The following is a 25,159-nucleotide window of genomic DNA, read 5'->3' on the forward strand; positions in this document are numbered from 1 at the left end:
TCATCAATCGTACCCTTTATTATCCCTGAACACTTCGCTTTGGCAACAGGGACATTACGTTTTCATGCATCAATCTGTCTCACTCTTTATAGGTCTGCGCTATATGCGTGGGCGCGCAGTCGATAAATTTGGACGTTTTGTGTCCAGCTTGTCGGCAATAGGCATAACCCTTGGTGTTGCGGCATTGATTGCCGTGACGTCTGTGATGAATGGTTTTGAACGTTCGTTACAAGATAGCATACTTGCTTATATGCCACAGGCCATATTGACCTCAAATACGGGAAATATCGATCCCAATCAACATCCCATCACGGACTTAAAAAACCTCAAAGGCGTTAAGAAAATTGAGCCGATTGTTCAGTCGGAAGTGGTTTTACAAAGTCGAACTAACGTAGGAGTGGGAGTGATGGGAGGAATTCGTTCCGATGAGTCCTCCTTGTTACTCGATAAGCTGATAAGCGGAGATCGCCGTGATTTAATCGATGGGGAATACAACGTTTTTCTCGGTAATCGACTGGCGGAAACCCTCGGCGTAAAACGCGGCGACCAAGTACGCTTGATTATTCCCGGCGTGAGCCAATTAACCCCAATGGGGCGTATACCTAGTCAGCGTTTATTTACGGTTGCGGGTATTTTTCAAACGAATGGTGAAGCGGATACGAGCGAATTGATTGTTGCTCAGCCTGATGCAGCGCGAATGCTACGTTATCCAACCGGAAATATTACTGGCTGGCGTTTATATCTGGACGAACCTCTGCAAGTGGATGTGGCGAGCAAACAGACACTGCCGGAAGGGTTAGTTTGGACAGATTGGCGTGAGCGTAAAGGCGAATTTTTCCAAGCAGTAAGAATGGAAAAAAACATGATGGGTCTGCTGCTGAGTCTGATTATTGCGGTAGCGGCCTTTAATATCATTACGTCGTTATCCTTATTAGTTATGGAAAAACAAGGCGAAGTGGCGATTTTGAAAACCTTAGGGCTCAAACGTAGCAAAATCCTGACTATCTTTATGATCCAAGGTGCGGGCGCGGGCATTATCGGTACATTGATTGGTACCGTGTTGGGTACGCTGCTATCGAGCCAATTGAACGTAATTATGCCGTTAATTGGCTTATTACCACGGGGAGTGGCACTCCCGATTGTACTCGATTATCCGGGTATTTTAATTATTGCGCTGTGCGCGATGCTGATTTCTTTGCTGGCGACGCTTTATCCTTCTTGGCGTGCGGCAGCGGTACAACCTGCTGAGGCTTTACGATATGAATAACCAACCACTTCTGGTCTGTGAACATTTAAGTAAGATTTATCAAGAAGGCGCACTCTCCACAGAAGTGTTAAAGAATGTCAGCTTCACGATGAATGAAGGCGAAACTATGGCTATCGTGGGTAGCTCAGGTTCCGGTAAAAGTACCTTATTACACCTGCTTGGCGGATTAGATACGCCATCTCAAGGTAATGTCATTTTCCGTGGGCAGCAGATTAATCAGCTTTCTTCCGACGCCCGTGCGGCAATTCGTAATAAAGACCTCGGTTTTATTTATCAATTCCACCATTTATTACCTGATTTTACAGCATTAGAAAATGTGGCGATGCCACTGTTAATTGGCGGTGTTGCGAAAGCAACGGCGTTTGCGAAAGCCACCGAAATGTTAAAAGCGGTAGGGTTAGAGCACCGAGCCAATCATCGCCCATCTGAATTATCTGGTGGTGAGCGCCAACGTGTTGCTATTGCTCGTGCATTGGTGAATGACCCCGCGTTAGTGCTGGCGGATGAACCAACAGGTAACCTCGATTTGCGTAATGCGGATGCGATTTTTGAATTATTGGGTGAACTAAACCGCAAGCAAAAAACGGCATTTTTAGTGGTCACCCATGATATGAAACTGGCGAGTCGTCTATCCCGACGTTTAGAAATGCGTGATGGTCATTTGCAACAGGAAATTACGCTGGGGGCAATGTAATGATTAAAATGCCTCTGACGCTATTAGCGGCATTGCGATTTAGCCGAGGACGTCGCCGGACAGAAATGGTGTCTTTGGTGTCGATTGTTTCGACCCTTGGCATTGTCTTAGGTGTGGCGGTGTTAATTATCGGCTTAAGTGCCATGAATGGCTTTGAGCGAGAACTGAATAACCGCGTGCTCTCGGTGGTGCCTCACGGGCAAATCTACGCGGTTGAAGCCCCTTATCAAGATTGGGAATTTGCCCAAAATGTGATCCGTAAAACGCCGGGAGTGCAAGGGGTCAGCCCCTATGTGAATTTTACGGGGCTACTTGAGCGCGGCGCGAACCTGAAAGCCATCCAGATTATGGGCGTTTCTCACGAGACGGAATCCCAAGTCAGTGCATTGCCTGAGTTTATCCTAAATGATGCGTGGCAACATTTTGAGGCGGGTAAACAGTCAATCATTTTAGGGCAAGGGGTGGCGAATTCGCTGAATGTAAAAGTCGGGGATTGGATAACAATTATGATTCCGAATACCGATGACAGCATGAAAATTCAGCAACCTAAGCGTATTCGTGTCCAAGTGACGGGAATTTTTCGTTTAAGTGGATTACTCGACCATCAGCTTGCTTTAGTTCCGCTAGCGGATGCACAGGAATATCTCGGTTATGGAAACGGCATTAGCGGTTTTGAAATTAAAGCTAAAGATCCTTTCGAAGCCGATAAAGTGGTGTATGACGCTGGGCTTAAAACGATGCATCATGTGGTCGTGAAAAGCTGGATAGGCGATTACGGCTATATGTACAACGACATTCAAGTGGTTCGTAGTGTCATGTACTTGGCGATGATTTTAGTCATCGGGGTCGCTTGTTTTAATATTGTCTCTACGCTAGTGATGGCAGTCAAAGATAAAAGCAGTGATATTGCAGTTCTGCGGACATTGGGGGCAAAAGATAGGCAAATTCGCGCAATCTTCCTGTGGTATGGCTTAATCGGGGGGCTGGTTGGTTCACTTATCGGTGTGGTGCTGGGGGTACTAATCTCCTTGAATTTAACCACAATAATTAAGGGACTTGAAGTGATTATCGGTCATCCTATCTTATCAGGGGATATCTATTTTATTGACTTCCTGCCTTCCGAACTGCATGTGATGGATGTGATTTATGTGCTGTCCACCGCGGTTGTTCTGAGCTTATTAGCTAGCTGGTATCCAGCAAGACGCGCAAGTAAGTTAGACCCAGCCCGCATTCTAAGCGGTCAGTAATCAATAAGGCGCGAGTGGAAACAGTCGCGCCTTATTTCATCATGTTATCTAAGGCTATTTCATCAAATTCTCAAGGTACATCTGCTTATAGCTGCGAGTTTCAATTAATGCTTCTGTAAAACCATAGTGTTGCGCGGTAGACAGTAATTTGGTGTACAAGTTGTCTAACTCGCTCTCATCGTCTGTCATAATCGCAAATTCAGCAAACCAACCAATACCTTCCAAGTAATCAATGGTGATATGAATATCATCCAGAAAATAGATGCTGCGCTGTTTAGCAATCGTTAGGTAACATTGATATCCCAAGGTGTTCAGCATGTTTTTGACATGTTGGCAGTCTGCAATATCAATCGCTTTACACTCGGCACTGCTTGGTCCTTTGACTATCCAGAGTTTAATCCCTGAGGGTGTCATCTCCCGCACGGACATACTGATATTTTGCGCGGCTAACTGCCCATCTTGATAGTCAAAAAAGTCATCAATCTCATGATTATTTACGGTAAATGCTTCAGCATTATCATTGATAAGCTGCTTAAGAAAAGTGTCAGAATTGGGTAGTTTGAACTTAATTTCGACTTCAAATTTCCCGACAAAATGGTCACTCATTCTATTATCCAAGGTTGTTTTAAATGATGGATTAGGTCGGTGGATAGTAACATAGGGAATGATGGCGTGGCTGAAGGTAATGTTAAGCTGTATCAAAGAATAGCGGAATAATTAGGTACGAAAAGTTATTCTCATACCTATGGTTTCAATGCTAATGACTGTTTTAAACTCCAATAACAGTATCAAAGGAAATTGAATTCGCAACCAACAGATGCCCTGCGTGGTTAAGGTGGAGATGATCCCCAGAATCATAGATTAGCGCTAATTGTTGAGGATTTTGCGAGTCGCGCACAAGTTGTTCAGTGTCAATTAATGCATCAAATTCATCGCTAGTGCGTATCCATTCGTTCACTTCTTGGCGAATAGCTTCTTTTTCGGAGGTATAGAAGTTATCTAATCCATATTCGTCTGCACCGCGTAGCGGAACAAGCGTGACGCCGACAACGCGAATATGATGCTGATGCGCCATATCAAGTAATTGACGATAACCTTCAATCAACTGGCTAGCGGAAGGCGTCATATCCGCAGGCGCTAGAGCGGTTTGTGCAAGCCCAATATCATTGAGACCCACTTGTACAATGCAAATGGTTACGCCAGCTTGCTCAATAACATCCCGAGTAAAGCGAGATAATGTACTGATGCCAATACCATCTTTGAGTAAGCGAGAACCCGATTGGCCCGCATTGATCACCGCTGTGTGCTGAGAAACGGTACGCTCAGCAAAAAAATCTACCCAACGGCGATAAGTTCCCATTTCGACACCATTGCCATCCACCATGGAATCGCCAATAACGACAATCGCTTGGCTTGGCGCCTGATTCTGAATTTCAACAGCCTCTAATAATAAACGCGAACTGATTGGTAGGCTTTCTTTCATCATTTTGGAATGAACACCGTTACCCGATGTTAATTGAGAATAATGTCGTGCATCCCAATGAAAGGTCTCTATAAGCGTAGGATTCGGTAGATAGGTTCGTAGGGTGACTTCAGACAAATCGTTAATAGGATGGATGATTTCATCACTGTACACCACTTGCCCTGCGGGGATAGAAACACCGGATTGCCCATTAAACAGAACAGGGGCGCTCCATGACTGGCCAGATGGTGATTTTACAAGAATGACATTTTCACCCAATACTAGGGGCTGAGAGCCATAACGATTCGAAAACACAAGGCGTAATTGTTGCCCGCCTAATGTGATGCGCAGCGTTTGCTGTAAGGTTTGGTTATTCAATAAGGTTGGGATCTCCAATGGAAACGGAAATGCCTCACCCGTGGTGGGTTGAGATGTTGAAAGCCATGTGCAAACCCATGCACGACTGGGAGATGAACCGAATGAGGACATAGCAATTTTTTCCTAAAATTGAAGTGGATAATCAGTGGGCAGTTGATGCTGAGATAAAGGAATCAAACCCAGTCATAGCAACGTCAACCATCGCGAGTAAATGCGCTTTACTCACCCCGTCGCGAGCTTGAATCGAAATGCCGTGAAATAGTGTTGAGATATAATCGCCAAGTGCTTGGGTGTTTGTTTCCTTGGGTAAATCCCCTTGAGTTACACCCTCATTTAAACGTTGTATGATGGCGGTGGTACGGTCTTTCCGGTAATTCGCTAGCCAAGACATAATGTTTTCATTTTCACTGGCATAGTTGGTCAGTGATAAAACTACCATGCACCCCTGTGGATGCGTTTGTTGGGTGTAAGTTTCGACAGCTTGGGTTAATAACTGTGTTATTGCTAGACGCGTATTAGGCTCTTGTAACGCAGTATCAGCAAAAGCGCCTTCTTGGCTTAGATACAGGGCGATAGCTTCGCGAAATAGGTTTTCTTTCGAGCCAAATGCCGCATAAATGCGAGCAGAAGCGATGCCTAGAGCAGAGACTAAATCTGACATCGACGTACCTTCATAACCTCTTTGCCAAAAGACAAATTTAGCTTTATTCAATGCCGCGTCTCTGTCGAACTCTCTCGGTCTTCCCGCCATAACGATGCTCCTCTTAATACATGATAATGATGCGCTGAATGAGAATGCGTTCATACTATCACTTCTTTGTCGAATGACAAATAATTATTCTTTATCGATTGACAAATAATTAAAAAAACCTTTAACCTATTCATTGTTGATCGACAAACAATTAATGCAACTCGTGAATGAGTGGCTTTTTACCCACATAAAAGTGTATGGAACAAATATGAATTCGGTATTTAAAAAGGTGTTACTCGTTTCTCTGATGACGCTCTCTTTGCAAGCAACAGCTACGTTAGCAGCAGGAAACCTAACTCAAACAGCCAAAAGTGCTACGCCTCCAACCATTGAAGCGAATGAGGCCAGCTTTAAACATCACTATGTGAAAGTGAACGGGCAGCGCCTTCACTATGTTACCGCTGGGGAAGGTGAGCCAGTTTTATTGATCCCCGGTTGGCCACAAACATGGTACACGTGGCGCTATGTGATGACGGATCTCGCTGCTAATGGTTATGCCGCTATTGCTGTTGATCCATTGGGAACAGGGTATTCTGATAAGCCAGAAAGTGGTTATGATACGGGCGCTGCCGCAACCACATTGCACGAAATGATGAAGCAACTGGGTCATACTCACTATTCGGTGATAGGGCATGATATTGGTATGTGGGTAGGGTATGCGCTGGCCAGTGATTATCCCGCCGACGTGAAAAAGATTGCCTTAACCGAAGCGGTTATTCCGGGATTAGCACCTGCGCCAACGATTTTTGTTGATCCTGCGGAGAATATTTTCCTCTGGCATTTTATGTTCAACCAAGTACGAGATTTACCAGAAATGCTGACGGCAGGTAAAGAGCGTGAGTATCTTAACTTTATTTTTGATAATTGGGCTTATCGTCGTGATCGCGTTGCCGCACAGACGTATATTGATGCGTATGCTTCTCCGGGGGGACTGCGAGCTGGTTTTGCCTATTATCGTGCTATTCCACAGACGATTGAGCAAAATAAACAGCGAGCGCAGAAAAAGCTCACCATGCCAGTATTGGCGATTGGGGCGGATCAGGCAACCCGAGATGCGCCGCAATTGACGTTACAGGGGCGAGCAACCCAATTACAAGGGGCGATGCTTGGGGAGTGTGGTCATTTCGTGACGGAGGAGTGTCCTGAACAGTTAATGAGCCACATTTTACCGTTCTTGAAACAATAATATTTGAAACAAAAAGGGAAGCTACAGTGAGCTTCCCTTATTTTATGCCGGATCGTGTGTATTGAGAGAGAACTAATACTTAGCTTTCTTGGTCATTTTATCCAAATAACCCATCACAAACGCCGACAGCACGAAGGTTAAATGAAGGATCACATACCACATCAACTTATCGTTTTCGACGTTTTTGAGGTTCATGAAAATCTTCAATAAGTGGATGGATGAGATGGCGACAATGGAGGCAGCCACTTTATTTTTCAGTGACGTCGCATCCATAGTCCCAATCCAATTCAGCTTTTCATGATGATCAGACAAATTTAATTGAGAGACGAAGTTTTCGTAACCTGAGAACATCACCATCACCAGTAATCCACCCACCAGCGCCATATCAATGAGAGATAGCAGCGTGAGGATCAAGTCAGATTCTGGAATGCTAAAAATGCTTGGCAGAATATGAAATACTTCTTGGAAAAATTTGATGGTTAACGCCAGCAATGTCAGTGATAGTCCCAAATAAATGGGCGCAAGGATCCAACGTGAAGCGTACATCATTCTTTCAAAAAACTTTTCCATGGAAATCCTTCAAATAAGAGAAACCAAAATAGTGAGATGGCGGCTATTTTAGCCGTTAGGTGTGATGGGGATAAAGTTTTTTGTCATCTGAAAGTGAAAAAAATGTCTTTTTGATGATAAAAAAGTTATTAAATCGAGGTTATTGAGATATTTGTTTTACTTTGCAGGAGATGAAGGGGTTTAGTATGTTACTATCTAAATTATGTATAAATAACATAATTTACCATGTTTATATTTCCACTTTTTATACCGACAAATTCACTGCAAGGATGAAAGGAAATTTCCGATGTTGCGATTTCGCCGTAGATTGAAAAAAATAAGTAAAAATAAATGTAAACGCCGTCAGCGACTTCGCAATCGTTCTTACTACATTGATAATAGACTGCTCAGTATGCAAAACATTAACGTGGTTGTATTAACCGGTGCGGGTATTTCTGCAGAGTCAGGGATTCAAACCTTCCGTTCGGCAGATGGTTTATGGGAAGAGCATCGCGTGGAAGATGTGGCAACACCTGAAGGATTTGCTCGTGATCCCCAATTAGTTCAGCGCTTTTACAATGAACGTCGTCGCCAGTTGCAACAAGATAATATTCAACCGAATGCAGCGCACTACGCATTAGCAAAATTAGAACAAGCGCTGGGGGATAGATTCCTGCTAGTGACACAGAATATTGATAATTTACATGAGCGTGCGGGTAGCAAGCGCGTGGTGCATATGCACGGTGAATTATTAAAAGTACGTTGTAATTGGTCAAACCAAGTCCTCGAATGGAAAGGGGATTTATCCGTAGAAGAGCGTTGCCATTGCTGCCAGTTCCCACAGCCATTACGCCCGCATATTGTGTGGTTTGGTGAGATGCCGTTTGAAATGGACAGGATCTACCAAGCACTTGGAGATGCCACACTGTTTATTTCCATCGGAACATCGGGGCATGTTTATCCAGCGGCAGGGTTTGTACATGAAGCGCGTTTACAAGGTGCTCATACGGTACAACTGAATTTAGAACCAAGCCAAGTGGAAAGCGAGTTTGAAGAGCGCCATTATGGATTGGCGAGTAAAGTGGTTAGTGAATATGTGGATGACTTACTGGCAAAGTTAAACAGCGAAGAATAAACATAAAAGGGAGCTTTTGCTCCCTTTTATGTACCGAGCAAATTAGATTGATATCACACGTTTTCATCTAACATGGCGGGCATGGTAATTTCTTTTACGCAGGTGGCGCTGCTGGTGCTAAGAATAAAGCGCACGGCATTGACCACATCTTGCAGCGGAATTAACGCACCTTCACTTTTTTGAATCACCTCATTCACTGGCATAGATAACGGATATTCCGTGGCGAGATAACCTAAATTCAAAATAGAAATGCCAATATTATCTTGGCGCAAGGTTTCTCTCAGTGATTGTACAATCCCACGTAAGGCATATTTGGTTGCGCTAAAGGTGACTTCTTTACCATTATGATTATCCAACCCCCACGTAGAGCCAATTAAAATAATTTTACTATTGGTGCCTAAACGCAAGTTGCTAAGAAGTGCTTTCAAGTTCAACAGGCAGGCACCGATATTGGTCTGGATCATGGTGAGTAATTCAATATCGCTGGTGGACTCGAAATCATATTCTTCAGTAAAGGCGAGTTTTTCCCAAATGCCGACATTATAAATTAGGGTATCAATGGGTTTTTCGCCTAGCTGCTTTTTGATAATTGAAGCCGATTGAATATCACTAAGATCAGCGGATATCCAGTGAAATTGCGCACCACCAAAAGGCGGTTCAGTGCGAGAAACACCGTACACAGTATCAGTTTGGTCAGGCACTCCTTCAACTAATGCTTTACCTAACCCTTTACTGACACCGTAAATTAAAAATGTTTTTGCCATCGTATTCCCACCTTAAAAATCATTCTATAGCGCATTTCGTTATATAAGATAGCCATTATATAACATGGTACTTAACGCGTTGCGTTATCCAAAAGTGCAGCTCAAAATGAACAATAAATTAAATTAATTAGTTATCTTCCTCACTCTTTAGCTGCAAATCTGATTTGAAACAATAATTGTTTCTGTGATCTTTCCCATAATATCCCCATTGATATTTAGGGGGAGGAAGTATGGACAAACTCTTGGAGCGGTTTTTTGAATACACTGCGTTTGATACACAATCAAAACTGAATGCAAAAACAGTACCTAGTAGCACTGGCCAGCTAAAATTTGCCCGCGCGTTAGCCAAAGAATTAAATATCCTTGGCTTTGAAAAAGTGACGCTGTCGGAACATGGCTGTTTAACGGCTATCATGCCATCCAATGTTGATTGGGATGTGCCTGCGATAGGCTTCATTTCGCATTTGGATACCGCCCCAGATTATTCGGGCAAAAATGTGTGCCCGCAAGTGCTTGAGAATTATCGTGGTGGCGATATTGCTCTGGGCATTGGTGATGAAGTTTTATCCCCCGTTATGTTCCCTGTATTGCACGAAATGATTGGCAAAACGCTGATTATGACCGATGGCAAAACCTTATTAGGGGCGGATGATAAAGCGGGTATCGCAGAAATTATTACCGCGATTGTGCGTTTAGAAGGGCAAAATGTTCCACACGGAAAAATCTGTGTTGCCTTTACGCCAGATGAAGAAATTGGTCGTGGTGCACAACATATCGATTTTAAAGAATTTGATGCTCGCTGGGCTTATACCGTTGATGGTGGTGGTGTCGGTGAACTCGAATTCGAAAACTTTAACGCTGCTAACGTCTCTATTAAAATTGTGGGTAACAATACCCATCCTGGTAGCGCCAAAGGTGTGATGGTCAATGCGTTGGGTTTAGCAACGCGAATCCATTCTATGTTACCGGCGGATGAAACACCTGAAAATACGGAAGGTTACGAAGGCTTTTATCACTTAACGTCCATTAAAGGTAACGTGGAAAAAGCGGAAATGAACTACATTATCCGTGATTTTGATTTAGCCAATTTTGAAGCGAGAAAGAAAAATATTATTCGTATCGCGGAAAAAGTGGGTGAAGGGCTGCACCCAAGCTGCTATATCGAGCTGACATTGGATGATAGCTACTACAATATGCATAAAGAAGTGATGAAATATCCGCATGTTGTTGAATTAGCGAAACAAGCGATGCTGGACTGTGATATTGAGCCTGTTATCAAGCCTATCCGTGGGGGAACGGACGGAGCGCAGCTATCATACCGGGGCTTACCATGTCCGAATATTTTTACTGGTGGCTATAACTTCCATAGTAAACATGAGTTTATTACTCAAGAAGGAATGGAGCAGGCGGTGAGCGTGATTATGAGAATTGCGGAATTAACGGCTATTCATGCAAAACGCAATACTGATAAATAGTTTTGATGTGTGCTTAATATAAAAAACAGCAAATGCCCCGATGTGATGATATTCGGGGTATTTGCTGTTTGTTGGTGGTTAATTATAGGACTAATTAGTCGTCAAAATACCAATATCCGCTATTAATCAATGCTGTCATTAAGGCAATAAAATTGACATCATCTAACGCGTCACCAAGATTTGCATGGTTGACGGAATCGAAACGGCACAGGCTATCAGCGGCTTCATAGCATTTAGTCTCTAAAGACTCACCATTAACAAAGAATTGATCACCCACACGAAGAGCGCGCAACCCATTGAGTTTATATAAGGTTTCTTGCTGGTCTTTCAATAAATTATAAATCTCATCTTGTTCATAAGGCGGCTCTGGCGGTGCCAAATCCAGCTCGTGACGTGATTGAGAAATAAATTCACCTAACCACTTACGGAATAGCTCTGGATCATGAATCAGTGATTCCATCATTTCGCGCAGCTTAATCTGTTCGCCTTGCAAAATTTCAGCCGGATTATCACGGAAAGAAAGGTCAGGGTCGCTGTAGCGATAGCTGCCTAAATCATTGGAAATTAAATGGTCAGCAAAGCTGCTCATTAATTCACGAGCATTAGGCGCGCGGAAACCGACAGAGAAATTCAGTGATGGCTCAATGGCATAACCTTCGTGGGGGAATCCAGGTGGGATATACAGGATATCACCGGGTTCCATCTCTTCGTCAATAATGGCGTCAAAAGGCTGCACTTGCAGTAAATCAGGATGTGGGGAGTGTTGCTTCATTGGGATTTTTTCCCCAACACGCCAGTGACGACGACCTTCGCCTTGAATAATGAATACATCGTATTGGTCGAGATGAGGACCTACACCACCACCCGGAACGGAGTAGGAGATCATTAAATCGTCCATACGCCAGTCAGAAAGGACACGGAAAGGTTTCATCAGTTGCGCACTTGGGTAGTGCCAGTGGTCAACGGCTTGAACCAAGATTGACCAGTTTTCTTCACCTAAATGGTCGTAGCTTTCGAATGGACCGTGGGCGACTTGCCAGAGCCCATTTTGATGGCTGACTAAACGGCTATCAACCTCATCTTCCATCGCTAATCCCGCGAGTTCATCAGGCGAGATAGGATCAATAAAACGCGTAAAACCCTGTTTGATAAGCAGAGGTCGTTTCTGCCAATGACTGTCCAGAAAACTCTGCCAGTCAAGATTCAGTTTATAATCCATCTTATTGTTCCCTAGTTATGACAAAACTTCCTAAATAGTATACCGGAAATGGATTGTAAAACAGGGCTTAGAGGGCGTCAGTTCACAGATTAGCCATCTTCATCTACAGATGAGTGAATTATCTTCGTTTATGCCCTAGCTATCTCAATTCAAGACCTAAGCATCTTCAATCACCGCTTGCTGCCTAAAGGTGACGGCGACACGAGCACCGCCAAGTGGGCTATCTGAAATGGTAATTTCGCCATCATATTGGTCGATGATATCCACCGCTATTGATAGCCCCAAACCTTGCCCTGGTCTTAGGGTGTCAGCGCGTTGTCCTCGCATAAATATCATGCTGCGCTTACTCTCTGGGACGCCAGGACCATCATCATCCACAAAAATGGTTAGGCTATCGTGATTGACAAGGGCAGTGACTTCCACAAATTCAAGGCAATATTTACAGGCGTTTTCCATAATATTGCCCATCACTTCCATAAAATCATTAGGCTGACCCAGCCATGTGATTTCAGGGGAGATATCGACGGTGATGGAGACACCTTTGTTGAGGTACACTTTATGCAGTGCGCTAGAGAGGCTATCTAAGATAGAAGGTACTGAAGCGATTTCCCGCAGCATCAGGTTTTCATCCCCCTGATTCGAGGCGCGATGCAAATAGTAGCCAACTTGCTGAGAAATGCGTCCTATTTGTTCCAACATGATAGGTTCTGCTTGTTCGATGGTCATTTGCTTACCAGAACGTAGAAGCCGCAATGTGGATTGTAATACGGCCAACGGGGTTTTTAGGCTGTGGGTTAAATCGGACAATGTAGTGCGATATTTGCTATAGCGCTTGCGTTCGTTACTCAGCAAAATATTCAAATTCCGTACCAAGCCTCGCAGTTCTGCTGGCGGGTTTTCATCCAGCGTTTCTCGCTCCCCTTTTTCAAGGCTACTAATTTGCGAAATCAGTGACTTAATGGGGCGCACACTCCAATAGGCTGCAAGCCATAACAGCGGGATCACCAGTATAAAGTTGGCGAGTAACACGTAACCAAACCAGTCCCAGACAACGCCCGTGCTTTGTAAGTCTTGAGGTAACGTATCGACGACGACAATCGTCAGTGCTGGCATGGTTTCAGTTTCTAAATACTGGTTAACTGAAACGGAGTGAGTTAATGGCTCATCGATATTATCTATATCATTGAGTCGATGGCTGTAGTCCGGGTTATTGTTCATCAATTGGCGCGTCTCATCGAAATCGGTATCAATTTCGTATAACCCATTCTTTTTTAACCAATCGAGTTGAATAAGACGCTCGACGCTGGGGACTTCTCGTTGGCGCCAGACAGTTTGCCCATTTTTATCATAAATAATGATCAACGAGGGGTTGTTCAACGTAAAGTTTGGGGGAACGCGAATATCAATTTTATTATCTTGCCACTGAGCAAGGCTGTAAATTAGGTTACTTTGGCTACGTAGTAACGTGTAGGTCGTTCGGTCAAAACTGACCAAATAACCCACAACAGCGACAATCCCATAAGCGAGAGTTAGCGCCAGAATGACGGCTGACGTCGCACAAATAAAACGCGCCTGTAAAGAGATGGGTTTGAACCTAAATTTACGCAGTTTCATATTAGCTGTTCACATCGAAACGGTAGCCTTGACCTCGAACAGTCACAATCACTTCTTGGGCATGGAACTGTTGGATTTTTTTACGTAAACGTCCCATAAGCACATCGATAGTGTGGCTTTCCCGTAACTCTGCATCTGGATAGAGCTGGCGCATGAGGGAGTCTTTACTGACCACTTTTCCATTATTGCGCAGCAAGGTTTCAATAATGGTGTATTCAAATGCAGTGAGTTTGACCGACTCACCATTAACGGTGAATTCTTTACGGGAAAGGTCAATAACAAAGTTTTCAAGTTCAAGCACTTGGGAGGCTAATCCACTGTTACGGCGCATCAATGCTTGCATCCGTGCGACCAGCTCTTCTAGTTGAAAAGGTTTGGTGACATAGTCATCAGCGCCGCTATTGAGAGCTTGAACCTTTTCTTGCCAGCTTTCTCGTGCAGTTAGGACGAGGAGCGGAATGCTGACATGGTTACTGCGCCAGCGTTTGATCATAGAAAGCCCATCTTCATCTGGAAGACCTAAGTCCACGACTGCAATATCGGGATGGCTTTCATTCAGAAAATAATCCGCTTCTTTTGCATCTTCAGCAGAATCTACCTGATGACCTAATTCTTTGAGTTGAACGGTTAAATGGTGACGAAGTAGGGCGTTATCTTCGACGATAAGAATGCGCATCTGAGAACCTCACATAAAGAAAGCATGCAAATGAGAATATTATAATGAGTATGGTAGAAAGAGATGGGATAGGGAACAAGATCTTAACTAAATATAAGTCAAACAGATCGGAAAAATAGTCGAATCTGAGATTTTTTGGAAAACGGGTTAAACAAATAAATAGAAAAAACAGGCGACACGAATGCCGCCTGCTTGAATAACTATTGATTACTTGATTTCATCAATAAAATTAATCGCATAGCCAATGTAGTTGGCTGGCGTCATCGCTTTCAGACGCTCTTTTTCGCTTTCTGGAAGTTCTAAACCATCGATAAACTGTTTCATGCCTTCAGCGGTAACGCGTTTACCACGAGTTAATTCTTTCAGTTTTTCATACGGTTTTTCGATGCCATAACGACGCATTACTGTCTGGATTGGCTCCGCTAACACTTCCCAGTTTTGATCTAATTCATCCAGTAAGTGCTGTTCATTAACTTCTAATTTGTTCAAGCCCTTCATTGTGGATTGGTAAGCAATCAGGGCATAGCCTAAACCGACACCTAAGTTACGCAGAACGGTTGAGTCAGTTAGGTCACGCTGCCAGCGAGAAACTGGCAATTTGCTTGCTAAATGACCTAATACCGCGTTTGCTAAACCTAAGTTACCTTCTGAATTTTCGAAGTCGATAGGGTTAACTTTGTGTGGCATGGTGGATGAGCCAATTTCACCGGCAATGGTTTTTTGCTTAAAGTGGTTTAAAGCAACATAGCCCCAGATATCACGGTCAAAGTCCAACACGATAGTGTTGAAACGCGCCACACAGTCAAACAGTTCTGCGATATAATCGTGTGGTTCGATTTGGGTTGTGAACGGGTTCCATTGAATGCCCAGTGAGGTTACGAATGTTTCACTGAATTCGTGCCAGTTAACCTCAGGATAAGCGGCAATGTGGGCGTTATAGTTACCAACGGCACCATTGATTTTACCTAAAATTTCCACTTGCTCTAACTGGCGGTATTGACGCTCTAAACGGTACGCAACGTTAGCAAATTCTTTACCAATAGTGGATGGTGTTGCTGGTTGCCCGTGAGTACGTGACAGTAAAGGTAAAGTACGGTATTCGTGCGCCATCGCTTTAACTTTATCAATGATTTGACGCCATTGTGGTAGTAAAACCTCTTCACGAGCGGTTTTCAGCATTAAGGCATGGGACAGGTTATTGATGTCTTCCGACGTACAAGCAAAGTGAATAAATTCAGAGACCGCATGCAGAGCAGGGATGTGCGCCACTTTTTCTTTCAGGAAATATTCTACTGCTTTAACATCGTGGTTAGTTGTGCGTTCAATTTCTTTGATACGCATTGCATCTTTTTCGCAGAAGTTCGCGACGATTTCATCTAAGTAAGCGATTGCGTCAGCATCAAATGAAGGAACTTCTTTGATTTGAGCGGTTGCAGCCAGTTTTTGCAGCCAGCGAACTTCAACTTGCACACGAAATTTCAGTAAGCCAAACTCACTAAAAATAGTGCGTAAAGCGCTGACTTTATCACCGTAACGGCCGTCAATCGGGGATACAGCGGTCAGTGAGGATAATTCCATTGGTAGCAACTCCAGATTTATAGGTGAGACAAAATTTGTTTCGCCTGATTAGACAGACGGCTTCGAGAAAACATCAGTTGGAGGCGACTTCCACCAACTTGCTGCCAGAGAACTGCACAGCGAATACCTGCGAGCAATGTGGCTCTAACTTTGGCTTGAACAACGGTATTTTTCAGAATATCAGGGGAGCCGGTCACTTGAATTCGAGGACCTGCTGGGCTGACTACATCCACATAAATTCCGGCGAGTGCGTTAAAAACACCTTCAGACATCGGTTCGAAATAGCTAGCTTGACGCTCAAATTGCTCAATTCGTTGACCGAGTTGGTTCATGGCATTGTCATCTTTGCTTAAGCGGCGTTCTAGCGCCATGATGCTAAGCATATAGCGGGTCATCTCTGCAGAGATCCCACTATTACCCCCGGTTAACATGCCAAGCAGGGCAGTTAAACCGGTTTTTAAATTCGCTTCGTCATTACCGAATACATCCAGTGTGGTGGATGGATTCATGTTGGTCAGGCTATTGACCATGGTTTTACCATCTTGCTCACTAAAGGTGCCTTCATGAGCGAGCTTTTGTACCATCAAACTTGCTTGGCAGATACCCGCTAAGGCTAGCGTGATATCGTAATAGTTTTTAGCCACATTTACTCCTGAATACGGGCTTCAATAACGCCGCCACCGAGGCAGACTTCGTCGATATAAAATACCGCAGATTGTCCCGGAGTAACAGCTGCAACCGGATAATCGAAAGTGACTTGGATTTTCTTGGCGCTCAATGGGGTGATTGTACAAGGGATATCCGCTTGACGGTAACGGGTTTTCACCACGCAGCGCAATGGCTCAGTTAATGTTTGTCTATCAACCCAATCTAATTGCTGAGCAATTAAGCCTGTAGACATTAAACGTGGATGCTCATGACCTTGCGCTACAATCAATTGATTTTTTTCAACGTCTTTATCGACTACATACCATGGCTCTTCAGAACCGTCTTTGGTGCCGCCAATGCCTAACCCTTTACGTTGACCTAATGTGTGGTACATCAACCCTTCGTGCTGACCAATGGTTTCACCGTCAACGGTGACGATTGGACCTGGTTGAGCAGGGAGATAACGTCCGAGGAAATCGCGGAATTTACGCTCACCAATAAAGCAGATTCCAGTAGAATCTTTTTTCTTCGCAGTCACTAAGCCAATTTCTTCAGCGATGCGACGTACTTCAGGTTTTTCTAATTCACCCACTGGGAATAAGCTTTTTGCCACTTGTTCATGGCTGAGGGTATACAGGAAGTAGCTTTGGTCTTTATTATTGTCTAAGCCCCGTAATAGCTGGCTTTTGCCGTCAACATCACGGCGACGCACATAGTGACCCGTTGCAATATAATCTGCGCCCAGATCTTCGGCAGCAAACTCTAAGAACGCTTTAAATTTGATCTCTTTGTTACACAGAATATCTGGGTTTGGGGTACGACCGGCTTTGTATTCTTCTAAAAAGTGTTCGAATACATTGTCCCAATATTCAGCGGCAAAGTTGATGGTGCGCAGTTCGATACCGAGTTTGTCGCATACCGCTTGTGCATCTGCAAGGTCAGTCGCCGCGGTGCAGTATTCTTCGTTATCGTCTTCTTCCCAGTTCTTCATAAACAGACCGACCACCTGATACCCTTGCTGCTTGAGCAGGTAAGCGGAAACGGATGAATCAACACCACCGGACATACCGACGATGACCTTAATTTGGCTGTTATCTGATTTGGTACTGTTATTTGACATGGGAAATAGTCTCAATGCGGAAAAATCAAGCCCCATACTTTAGCACGTTGCCCCCTTATTGCACCAGCGTTAGGAGAATAATGTTATTCGTAATGCTCTCCGAAGGCGGCCAAAACGCTCAAAGGATAGCGAGTACCTTCTTGGTAGCAGCGGATACTTTGGGCCACTAAAGGGGATCGAAGGCATTGGCTAGTCAGGATGTCTTCCGCGCTAACCCAATGACAAGCGCTGATATCATCATCGTGGGGATGGGTTTCGCAAGGGGCATCCAGTTCAAGGGCGAATAAGACGCGAATAAATTGGGTTTTATCGGGGGCTATCCATTGGTGAATTTTAATTAATGTCTGAGGCTCACCAATAATGCCCGTCTCTTCATAGAGCTCGCGAGCCGCAGCTTGTACTAACGTTTCATCGGCTTCAAGGTGTCCTGCGGGTTGATTCCATGTGGGGTTATTATTTATCCACTCTTCAACCACTAAAAAACGCCCTTTGGCGTGGACAATGGTGGCAACAGTAACATTGGGTTTAAACAACAGTGACCTCCTTCCATTCGCCGGAAGATAAGTTATCGAGCGTAAAATTTCCCATGGCGTAGCGTATTAATCGCAATGTGGGAAAACCAATATTGGCAGTCATTCGACGAACTTGTCGATTTCTTCCTTCATAAAGCGTGATCTTTAACCAAGATGTGGGAATGTTCTTACGCTCACGGATCGGTGGAACTCGTACCCATAACCATTCTGGCTCACTGACTAACTCGATGCCTGCGGGTAGGGTAGGTCCATCATTTAGGGTTAATCCCTGACGAAATTTTGCGAGGGCGCTTTCATCGGGGATACCTTCTACTTGAGCATAGTAGATTTTTCCTGTTTTTTTCTGCGGTTGGGTAAGCTGAGCTTGTAATTTTCCATCATTAGTGAGGACTAACAGACCTTCACTGTCTCTATCCAAACGCCCAGCAGCATAAACATCAGAGATGGGAATATAGTTTTTTAACGTTTCCCGCCCTTGCTCATCCGTAAATTGCGGGAGTACATCAAATGGTTTATTGAAAATAATCACTTTGCGCGGCTGGGTTGGGCGTGCCACGCGAGAAGATGAATTCGTTGCCAATGAACGACGTTGCTTTGAATGTGGTGCAGTTTTCTTAGTATGCTTGCGATTAGGTGCGTTCATAATACTTTTATTGAGAGTCATTCATGTAATGGGCAATAGAATAGCGATATTTTGGCGATAAAGTAAGGCTGTTTGGGTGGGTTATTTAAGGGAGGGATACGAGCAATCAGCAGGTAGCTCTCCCTAATTTATCGGATATTGACTTATGGCTTACTGATTTATTTCATCGATAAAACGAGAGAAAGCGATAAAAATTTTCTCTATCAAATGCACACAAAGAATGTGTTCTTCATCCGTATAATTAATGGTATCAATTAATTCTGCATCACTGCCCATCGCATGACCAGATTCGTGAGCCAAATGAAGATCACCGCAATATTTAAGTGGCGCAGGAGATAATTTAGCGAGTTGATTAATGTACGTAAAGAATACGCGACCCGTTGCTTCCATGCTTTCAATGACAGCTAAGCGAATTTTGGCAGGTTGATTGACGATGGCACTGATTAATTCATAGGTGAGCTTACGGTTAGCTTCCATTTGTGGCGACCATAACCATACTAAGGTATCCGTAAAAAGTTGTGGCTCATTCATACGCAATGTGCGGAGATCATCGATATACCAATACCAATGATCCGAATCTTCTAACGCATGATTATTCACCGCAATTTCTAAATCATCTTGAGGATTTTCAAAGGGAAGAATGTATTTATTAATGTCTCCAAACGTCAAAATAAAGAAAGCTATTTTGGGTAAGAACGCCAGTGACTCCTTGATGGGTAACGATGGGTTAATAGGATTGTGAAAAAAAGGATGCTGTGAAAATGCTTTTTGTTTGAGATTGATTAAGTCTGATAACTTTTCCATATATTCACCTTTCATATTATCTTGAATTAATAATTATATTTTTAATAAATAAAAGTTTATCTTTCTTAATCTATTATGGTGTTTCATTATTTATCTAGATAGAATTTAATCAAATTAGCAATAATCTAAAATTGTTTAAAATCAATGCGGTTTCGGTTTACGTGCATTAAAACCATTAAGTGCGAATAATTTAATTAAATCTATTAAATCATAAAGATAATATGAGAATATATTAATTTCTGTGAGCAGTACGAATGTTTGGATAAGGTATTTTAGATAAGCTATGGAATAAGGTCGTTCAGTATTTAGGTTGTGATTTAGCTTAGTATTTAACTTTTTAGAGTGTTAACATTTTTTTTAATATCATGATTATATTGAATTTGTTTTGATTTTATTGAGTGTTTGGACACGGAGATAATGCGTTAAATGCGATCTGTATACAAGCTTAGCTTAGTAATCATTGGCGTTCGACGCAGATTGCAGTAGTATTGACAGGTCTCTTACAAAAAATTAACAAGCAAAATACGCAAGTGAAGGAGAGGTTAATGGATAGCAAAGTAGTAGTTCCGGCAGAAGGCGCTAAAATTACCATTGATGCAAAAGGCAAATTACACGTTCCGAACAACCCAATTATCCCTTTCATTGAAGGTGACGGTATTGGGGTTGATGTCACTCCAGCAATGTTAAAAGTTGTCGATGCAGCAGTTAAAAAAGCCTATAACGGTGAGCGTAAAATTTCTTGGATGGAAATTTATACTGGCGAAAAATCCACTCAGTTATATGGTAAAGATGTTTGGTTACCTCAAGAAACTCTCGATTTAATCCGCGATTACCGCGTTTCTATTAAAGGCCCATTAACCACACCAGTTGGCGGCGGCATTCGTTCCCTCAACGTTGCACTTCGTCAACAGCTTGATTTATACATCTGCCTACGTCCAGTTCGTTACTACAAAGGCACACCAAGCCCAGTTAAACAACCTGAACTCACTGATATGGTGATCTTCCGTGAAAACTCAGAAGATATCTATGCAGGTATTGAGTGGAAAGCGGGCAGTGCAGAAGCAGATAAAGTGATCAAATTCCTGCAAAACGAAATGGGCGTAACGAAAATTCGTTTCCCACAAGATTGCGGTATTGGTATCAAGCCATGTTCTGAAGAAGGTACAAAACGTTTAGTTCGTGCAGCGATTGAATATGCTATCGATAATAACCGTGATTCAGTGACTTTAGTTCATAAAGGCAACATTATGAAATTCACTGAAGGTGCATTTAAAGATTGGGGTTACCAATTAGCACAAGAAGAATTCGGTGGTGAATTAATCGATGGCGGTCCATGGGTTAAAATCAAGAATCCAAAAACTGGCAAAGATATCATCGTTAAAGACGTTATCGCGGATGCATTCTTACAACAAATCCTGCTGCGTCCAGCAGAATATGATGTTATCGCGTGTATGAACCTGAACGGTGACTATATTTCTGACGCATTAGCGGCACAAGTTGGTGGTATCGGTATTGCACCGGGCGCAAATATTGGTTCTGAATGCGCGCTGTTCGAAGCGACTCACGGTACGGCACCGAAATATGCAGGCCAAGATAAAGTAAACCCAGGTTCTATCATTCTGTCCGCAGAGATGATGCTGCGCCACATGGGTTGGGTTGAAGCGGCAGACTTAATCGTTAAAGGTATGGAAGGCGCAATCGCGGCTAAGACTGTAACTTACGATTTCGAACGTCAATTAGAAGGCGCTAAGTTACTGAAATGTAGCGAATTCGGCGACGCAATCATTAAACACATGTAATTTATTACGTAGTGTGAATAATAACGGGAGCCTAAAAACTCCCGTTTTATTTTGTCTAGAAAAATTCTTCTGCAAAACCCCTGCAAAACTCTTCTGCAAAACCTACCAAAATTTAGTTCGAAAAATATAGAATAGAACTAGTAGCTTCAATGAAAACACTTTACGTATTGAAAAATAAATTAACCAAAAAGGTTGAATTATTTTTTATGATGGGTTAAATTTAAATTCGTTAGGCATTGCTAACGATCATTAGATCATGGACTGGAGTAAAAATCATGGCTCTCACTGAATTTGGTAAGGCCGTAAGAATAGCGAGATTACAAACCGATCAAACTTTGCTTTCTATGGCCGAGGAACTGGAAGTTTCTCCTGCATTTCTAAGTGGTTTAGAAAACGGAAGGAAGAAAGTATCCAAAAAATGGGTTAAGCAAATAAGAAATTTTTTTGAAAATAAAGGCTATCAAATACAAGAATTACAAGAATTAGCTGATATTTCAAATGAGTTTGTTGAGCTAGACGGGCTATCTATGCAACAAAAAATGCTTGTTGCTGGATTTGCTAAATCTCCGCTTACACCAGAGCAACTAAAGAAAATGGCAGATCTTTTAAAAAGAGTTAATGACTCTGGAGAGTAAGGTTGAATGGAGCAGCAATATAGATTACGCGGAAACCGTGTTAACCCAATGAATGAGATAGATATTGAACGCCGAGCTATGGGATTTTGTTTGGCATTCAACCTAAAAAATAAATCTCTTAAACGAACTAAACACTTTGATAAAGTTTTTGAGTCATTCACTGAATTTGGGATTACAATTGACCCTATAGAAGATCGTGAATGGGAGGAATACACTTATGATCTTACTATAGGTCATTTTGACCCTAATACGTGGACAATAAGTATCCCAAATAGAATTTATGTTAATGCATGCAAGGGCGAGAGAGATGCATTATTTATTATAATGCATGAGCTTGGGCATCTTTTTTTAGGTCATAGACCTTTGCTGCATAAATCTAATAAGCCAGCTATAGAAAGTGAAGATGCTGAATGGCAAGCTGATACTTTTGCTGAGTATATATTAGGCTTGTTAGGCTACGAAACAAAACAACTTACATTCGATTTCTATATGTAAAAAACCCTGCGCTAACAGGGCTTCTTGGTGGTGGTTTGTGCGCTAACACATTCCACTGAGTATGGAGATAATCCAACCGCTACTCAATTTTCAACGCGAACGAGTATAGCGGTTCTCCCAACAAATTGCAATCTGTATGGATTTACAGGTAGTAATGTTAATTGAGGATCGACTATGGCTACTGGGATTTGCCCTAAATGTGGTGAGCCATGCACGATTATTTTTAGACGCTCAGTTGTGATTGATGGAAAAGTACGCTTTCCTAAAAAAGGTAAAGCTTTTCCTATCCCACAATGTGCATGCTCTGAAAAGAAAGCAGCATAAATAAAAGTAAATAAGCCACCAAAATTTATAGGTGGCTTTCTGTTTATATGACAACTTTTGTCCAGTTTTTTCCTCGGTCATCATGGTATTTATCTGTCATTGCTTGGCTCTTATGACCCAATAATGTTTTAGTATCGATACCTTGTTCTCTATATAATCTCTCCGATAAAGAACGCTGTTCGTGAAAACTTGGTGGTGTCCCATCTTCCCATTTCAAATCAGTCTGATCCCTTATTCTCTGAAAAAGCGTAGTGATAGCATTACCAGTAACTTGGGCACCCCGTTTAGCTTGTGATGTTGTGTGGTGATAATGGAGTATATAAGGACTGACTATTAGGTCCCGACATCGAGCAATAACTTCTCTTAATGAATATCCCAACTTTTCACAATGCAATGAAAGAGGGATTGCAATTTTAGATCCTGTTTTCTCTTGGATGATGTGTAAATGGTCATCCCAAATATCATCAAATCTAAGTTTAGCGATATCACCCAAACGTTGCCCTGTAACAATAGCCAGTAACATTGCATTTTGTAAGTAACGCTGCGTTTTTTCTGCCTCATTAAAGATCACTAACCACTCATCAAAATCTAGGCGCTGACGCTTAATTCTGTTCATAGGTAATTTAGTTGCCTGTGCCGGGTTATATCCTGGTGGAACTTCACCAGCATGTTGAGCTTCTTTAAATACATCAACTAAAACCATTCTAACTACTTGGGCCATTCTTGTTTGCCCGCGCTCTTTATATTCATCAACGATAGATGCAATATCCCTAACATCTATTTCAGAAATAATTTGATTGCCACATGCTTTGCGGAACGCTTCAACTGGCGCTATTTTTTGTTTGTAGGTGTTTTGTTTTATTTCGCCATATTCCAGACGTTCTTTTTGTATTTTTAAAAACTGATCAAGCCATGTATGGACGGTGATGCCTTTTTTCAGCTTGCGGCTTATTTCATCCTTGGCTTTGATTAACTGATTCATTTTTGCTTCAGCTAAGCGAGAATTAGCCTCTATCGCAATTTCTTTTGCTGCGCTTTCATCTGTGCCTAATCCGTGGAATTTACCAGTTATAGGATGTTTATAACGCCAGTACACTTTCTTTGTTCTGGCGTCGATATAACATGATAATCCCGGTATGTTGATATTGTATTTACGTGGACGAGCCATCCTCTAATATCCTCAGTAATCGCGGATCATCATTATGCTTAATTGTTGGTTTGCTATTCATTCCAATAAATCTCGCATTTGTGTCAACCCGCCAACAGCGACCAGCCTTAAATGGCTGAGGTGATATCATGCCGTTTTTTGCGTAACGTATTAGTGTTTGATAACTCGGCACTGGTGCTTCAAATTCTTCCTGCGCCCATGTTTTCAATGTTTTCGTACGTGTCACAATAATTACCTCCACATATCTGCCCGCATGCAGACTAAAAATTCAACCACAAATACTCGGTACGATTTAACCTCACACTACAATTCTGTAAACTGAATTAACGGTTTGGATATATCCATCAGCAAGATAAGTATCGATATTGATTACTCGTGATGTTTGAATAGAAGCTCCACCGTAGAATCGATTTTTCTTATCGTTGAAGATTTTCCCGTAAGCGCCATAACCGTAGATTTCTTCAAGCTTTAGATCGGCATCATACTCAGGAGTAATCCCCGTAAGCTGGTTATAGCGATGAATAAACATAGCTCTTGCTTGGACTGGCAGCATTGGGTTTACAGTGATCATGTCGCTTGATGGGATCCCTTCAAGAATAGGCCATTGGTTATCACCATCCACATCTAAATCACGGCGTTCTGTTGCAAGCATTGTCAGGTCAGCATAGTGAACGACATCACTAATCACTGTTGGTAAGTTCCATTTATCGCAAATAACAGACTGAATAGCCTTTTCGATAGCTTTGTATTCCGGTAGCAATGCTTTTAATGGCGTTGGCAGGTCACGGCAATAAGCTTCAGCAGCATTATGCAGTAATGCTTCCAGAGCATACTCTGGCGGTACAAGCCGGCTAACATAAACAGAGTGTTGAGCCACAGAATAGAAAGAGTCAATTTGGCCAGCAAAGCGACATTCGTTAGATAAACCCTGTGCAATATCTTCGATAGAAATATCTTCCGCACAGATATTAATGAAGTCGAAATGCTTGCCAGTA

The 25,159-nt window shown here is 42.7% G+C and carries 27 protein-coding genes; 10 read left to right on the forward strand and 17 right to left on the reverse strand.

Translation table 11 applies throughout. The features are described 5' to 3' along the window. Positions 1-64 precede the first annotated feature (64 nt). Genes lolC through lolE form a run of 3 tightly spaced genes read left to right on the forward strand, consistent with a single transcriptional unit; the run spans position 65 to position 3,208 of the window. Positions 65-1,267 carry a lipoprotein-releasing ABC transporter permease subunit LolC gene (gene lolC, locus GKR71_RS11875; RefSeq protein WP_036953110.1) on the forward strand — a complete coding sequence of 401 codons (1,203 nt, stop codon included), beginning with the start codon at positions 65-67 and terminating at the stop codon, positions 1,265-1,267. Next, positions 1,260-1,961: a lipoprotein-releasing ABC transporter ATP-binding protein LolD gene (gene lolD, locus GKR71_RS11880; RefSeq protein ID WP_036953112.1), complete on the forward strand. Its 702-nt coding sequence runs from the start codon at positions 1,260-1,262 to the stop codon at positions 1,959-1,961. Before lolC ends, lolD begins: the two co-directional genes overlap by 8 nt. Continuing rightward, a complete protein-coding gene (gene lolE / locus GKR71_RS11885; protein WP_036953114.1) occupies positions 1,961-3,208 on the forward strand; it encodes a lipoprotein-releasing ABC transporter permease subunit LolE in 1,248 nt (415 codons plus the stop codon). Before lolD ends, lolE begins: the two co-directional genes overlap by 1 nt. Before the next feature lie 54 nt (positions 3,209-3,262). Here lolE and GKR71_RS11890 read toward each other — a convergent pair whose 3' ends face one another. From GKR71_RS11890 to GKR71_RS11900, 3 genes are all read right to left on the reverse strand, one after another. After that, on the reverse strand, positions 3,263-3,814 hold the full coding sequence (locus tag GKR71_RS11890) for a class IV adenylate cyclase (RefSeq protein WP_154634320.1): 552 nt from the start codon (positions 3,812-3,814) through the stop codon (positions 3,263-3,265). A 163-nt stretch (positions 3,815-3,977) separates the two neighbouring features. Then, positions 3,978-5,159 carry an SGNH/GDSL hydrolase family protein gene (locus tag GKR71_RS11895; protein WP_154634321.1) on the reverse strand — a complete coding sequence of 394 codons (1,182 nt, stop codon included), beginning with the start codon at positions 5,157-5,159 and terminating at the stop codon, positions 3,978-3,980. Positions 5,160-5,190: 31 nt separating this feature from the next. Continuing rightward, positions 5,191-5,799 (reverse strand): TetR/AcrR family transcriptional regulator, encoded by a 609-nt coding sequence (locus GKR71_RS11900; RefSeq protein WP_154634322.1) that lies wholly within the window; start codon positions 5,797-5,799, stop codon positions 5,191-5,193. A 208-nt stretch (positions 5,800-6,007) separates the two neighbouring features. On the opposite strand from GKR71_RS11900, the gene GKR71_RS11905 reads away from it, so the two are divergent. Then, the gene (locus tag GKR71_RS11905; RefSeq protein ID WP_154609994.1) at positions 6,008-6,985 is read left to right on the forward strand and encodes an alpha/beta fold hydrolase; all 978 of its coding nucleotides are present in this window, start codon (positions 6,008-6,010) and stop codon (positions 6,983-6,985) included. Positions 6,986-7,057: 72 nt separating this feature from the next. Here GKR71_RS11905 and GKR71_RS11910 read toward each other — a convergent pair whose 3' ends face one another. Continuing rightward, on the reverse strand, positions 7,058-7,555 hold the full coding sequence (locus GKR71_RS11910; RefSeq protein WP_036953122.1) for a TIGR00645 family protein: 498 nt from the start codon (positions 7,553-7,555) through the stop codon (positions 7,058-7,060). Between the two features lie 289 nt (positions 7,556-7,844). Here GKR71_RS11910 and cobB point away from each other — a divergent pair, with 289 nt between their 5' ends. Then, positions 7,845-8,669 (forward strand): Sir2 family NAD+-dependent deacetylase, encoded by an 825-nt coding sequence (cobB, locus tag GKR71_RS11915; protein WP_036953415.1) that lies wholly within the window; start codon positions 7,845-7,847, stop codon positions 8,667-8,669. A 53-nt stretch (positions 8,670-8,722) separates the two neighbouring features. On the opposite strand, the gene GKR71_RS11920 is transcribed toward cobB, so the two are convergent. Further along, the gene (locus GKR71_RS11920) at positions 8,723-9,433 is read right to left on the reverse strand and encodes an SDR family oxidoreductase (protein WP_036953124.1); all 711 of its coding nucleotides are present in this window, start codon (positions 9,431-9,433) and stop codon (positions 8,723-8,725) included. Between the two features lie 230 nt (positions 9,434-9,663). On the opposite strand from GKR71_RS11920, the gene pepT reads away from it, so the two are divergent. Continuing rightward, entirely contained in the window at positions 9,664-10,908 is a 1,245-nt protein-coding gene (pepT, locus tag GKR71_RS11925; protein ID WP_036953126.1) for a peptidase T, read from the forward strand. 94 nt (positions 10,909-11,002) lie between these two features. On the opposite strand, the gene GKR71_RS11930 is transcribed toward pepT, so the two are convergent. The 9 genes from GKR71_RS11930 to GKR71_RS11970 form a co-directional block, all read right to left on the reverse strand. Continuing rightward, on the reverse strand, positions 11,003-12,127 hold the full coding sequence (locus GKR71_RS11930) for a ribosomal protein uL16 3-hydroxylase (protein WP_036953128.1): 1,125 nt from the start codon (positions 12,125-12,127) through the stop codon (positions 11,003-11,005). A 156-nt stretch (positions 12,128-12,283) separates the two neighbouring features. Beyond that, positions 12,284-13,741, reverse strand: coding sequence for a two-component system sensor histidine kinase PhoQ (gene phoQ, locus GKR71_RS11935; RefSeq protein WP_108477967.1), 1,458 nt, complete (start codon positions 13,739-13,741; stop codon positions 12,284-12,286). 1 nt (position 13,742) lies between these two features. Then, positions 13,743-14,417 carry a two-component system response regulator PhoP gene (gene phoP, locus GKR71_RS11940; RefSeq protein WP_036953130.1) on the reverse strand — a complete coding sequence of 225 codons (675 nt, stop codon included), beginning with the start codon at positions 14,415-14,417 and terminating at the stop codon, positions 13,743-13,745. Positions 14,418-14,624: 207 nt separating this feature from the next. Beyond that, complete coding sequence (gene purB, locus GKR71_RS11945) at positions 14,625-15,995, reverse strand: adenylosuccinate lyase (RefSeq protein ID WP_036953131.1); 1,371 nt, start codon at positions 15,993-15,995, stop codon at positions 14,625-14,627. A gap of 17 nt (positions 15,996-16,012) precedes the next feature. After that, positions 16,013-16,639 (reverse strand): high frequency lysogenization protein HflD, encoded by a 627-nt coding sequence (gene hflD, locus GKR71_RS11950; RefSeq protein ID WP_108477968.1) that lies wholly within the window; start codon positions 16,637-16,639, stop codon positions 16,013-16,015. Between the two features lie 2 nt (positions 16,640-16,641). After that, entirely contained in the window at positions 16,642-17,763 is a 1,122-nt protein-coding gene (mnmA, locus tag GKR71_RS11955; protein WP_154634323.1) for a tRNA 2-thiouridine(34) synthase MnmA, read from the reverse strand. 83 nt (positions 17,764-17,846) lie between these two features. Further along, the gene (locus tag GKR71_RS11960; protein ID WP_036953134.1) at positions 17,847-18,296 is read right to left on the reverse strand and encodes an NUDIX domain-containing protein; all 450 of its coding nucleotides are present in this window, start codon (positions 18,294-18,296) and stop codon (positions 17,847-17,849) included. Next, positions 18,289-18,939, reverse strand: a complete 651-nt coding sequence (gene rluE / locus GKR71_RS11965) for a 23S rRNA pseudouridine(2457) synthase RluE (protein ID WP_108477969.1) — start codon at positions 18,937-18,939, stop codon at positions 18,289-18,291. The genes GKR71_RS11960 and rluE overlap by 8 nt, the downstream gene beginning before the upstream one ends. A 150-nt stretch (positions 18,940-19,089) precedes the next feature. Continuing rightward, positions 19,090-19,743 carry a hypothetical protein gene (locus GKR71_RS11970; protein ID WP_154634324.1) on the reverse strand — a complete coding sequence of 218 codons (654 nt, stop codon included), beginning with the start codon at positions 19,741-19,743 and terminating at the stop codon, positions 19,090-19,092. A gap of 545 nt (positions 19,744-20,288) precedes the next feature. On the opposite strand from GKR71_RS11970, the gene icd reads away from it, so the two are divergent. The 4 genes from icd to GKR71_RS11990 all read left to right on the forward strand — a co-directional run bounded on the left by icd (position 20,289) and on the right by GKR71_RS11990 (position 22,996). Continuing rightward, a complete protein-coding gene (gene icd / locus GKR71_RS11975; protein WP_108477970.1) occupies positions 20,289-21,542 on the forward strand; it encodes an NADP-dependent isocitrate dehydrogenase in 1,254 nt (417 codons plus the stop codon). Between the two features lie 275 nt (positions 21,543-21,817). After that, positions 21,818-22,177, forward strand: coding sequence for a helix-turn-helix domain-containing protein (locus GKR71_RS11980; protein WP_154634325.1), 360 nt, complete (start codon positions 21,818-21,820; stop codon positions 22,175-22,177). A 6-nt stretch (positions 22,178-22,183) separates the two neighbouring features. Beyond that, the gene (locus tag GKR71_RS11985) at positions 22,184-22,672 is read left to right on the forward strand and encodes an ImmA/IrrE family metallo-endopeptidase (protein ID WP_154634326.1); all 489 of its coding nucleotides are present in this window, start codon (positions 22,184-22,186) and stop codon (positions 22,670-22,672) included. Between the two features lie 174 nt (positions 22,673-22,846). Next, positions 22,847-22,996 (forward strand): hypothetical protein, encoded by a 150-nt coding sequence (locus tag GKR71_RS11990; RefSeq protein ID WP_154634327.1) that lies wholly within the window; start codon positions 22,847-22,849, stop codon positions 22,994-22,996. A gap of 43 nt (positions 22,997-23,039) precedes the next feature. On the opposite strand, the gene GKR71_RS11995 is transcribed toward GKR71_RS11990, so the two are convergent. The 3 genes from GKR71_RS11995 to GKR71_RS12005 all read right to left on the reverse strand — a co-directional run. Beyond that, positions 23,040-24,164, reverse strand: a complete 1,125-nt coding sequence (locus GKR71_RS11995; protein WP_154634328.1) for a phage integrase Arm DNA-binding domain-containing protein — start codon at positions 24,162-24,164, stop codon at positions 23,040-23,042. Then, a complete protein-coding gene (locus GKR71_RS12000) occupies positions 24,148-24,390 on the reverse strand; it encodes an excisionase (RefSeq protein WP_006661513.1) in 243 nt (80 codons plus the stop codon). The genes GKR71_RS11995 and GKR71_RS12000 overlap by 17 nt, the downstream gene beginning before the upstream one ends. Positions 24,391-24,462: 72 nt before the next feature. After that, positions 24,463-25,159 (reverse strand): hypothetical protein (locus GKR71_RS12005; protein WP_154634330.1); only part of this gene is annotated, 697 nt, incomplete at its 5' end.

Origin of the sequence: Providencia sp. wls1922 (genome assembly GCF_009706505.1) — a bacterium.
Lineage (GTDB): Bacteria > Pseudomonadota > Gammaproteobacteria > Enterobacterales > Enterobacteriaceae > Providencia > Providencia lanzhouensis.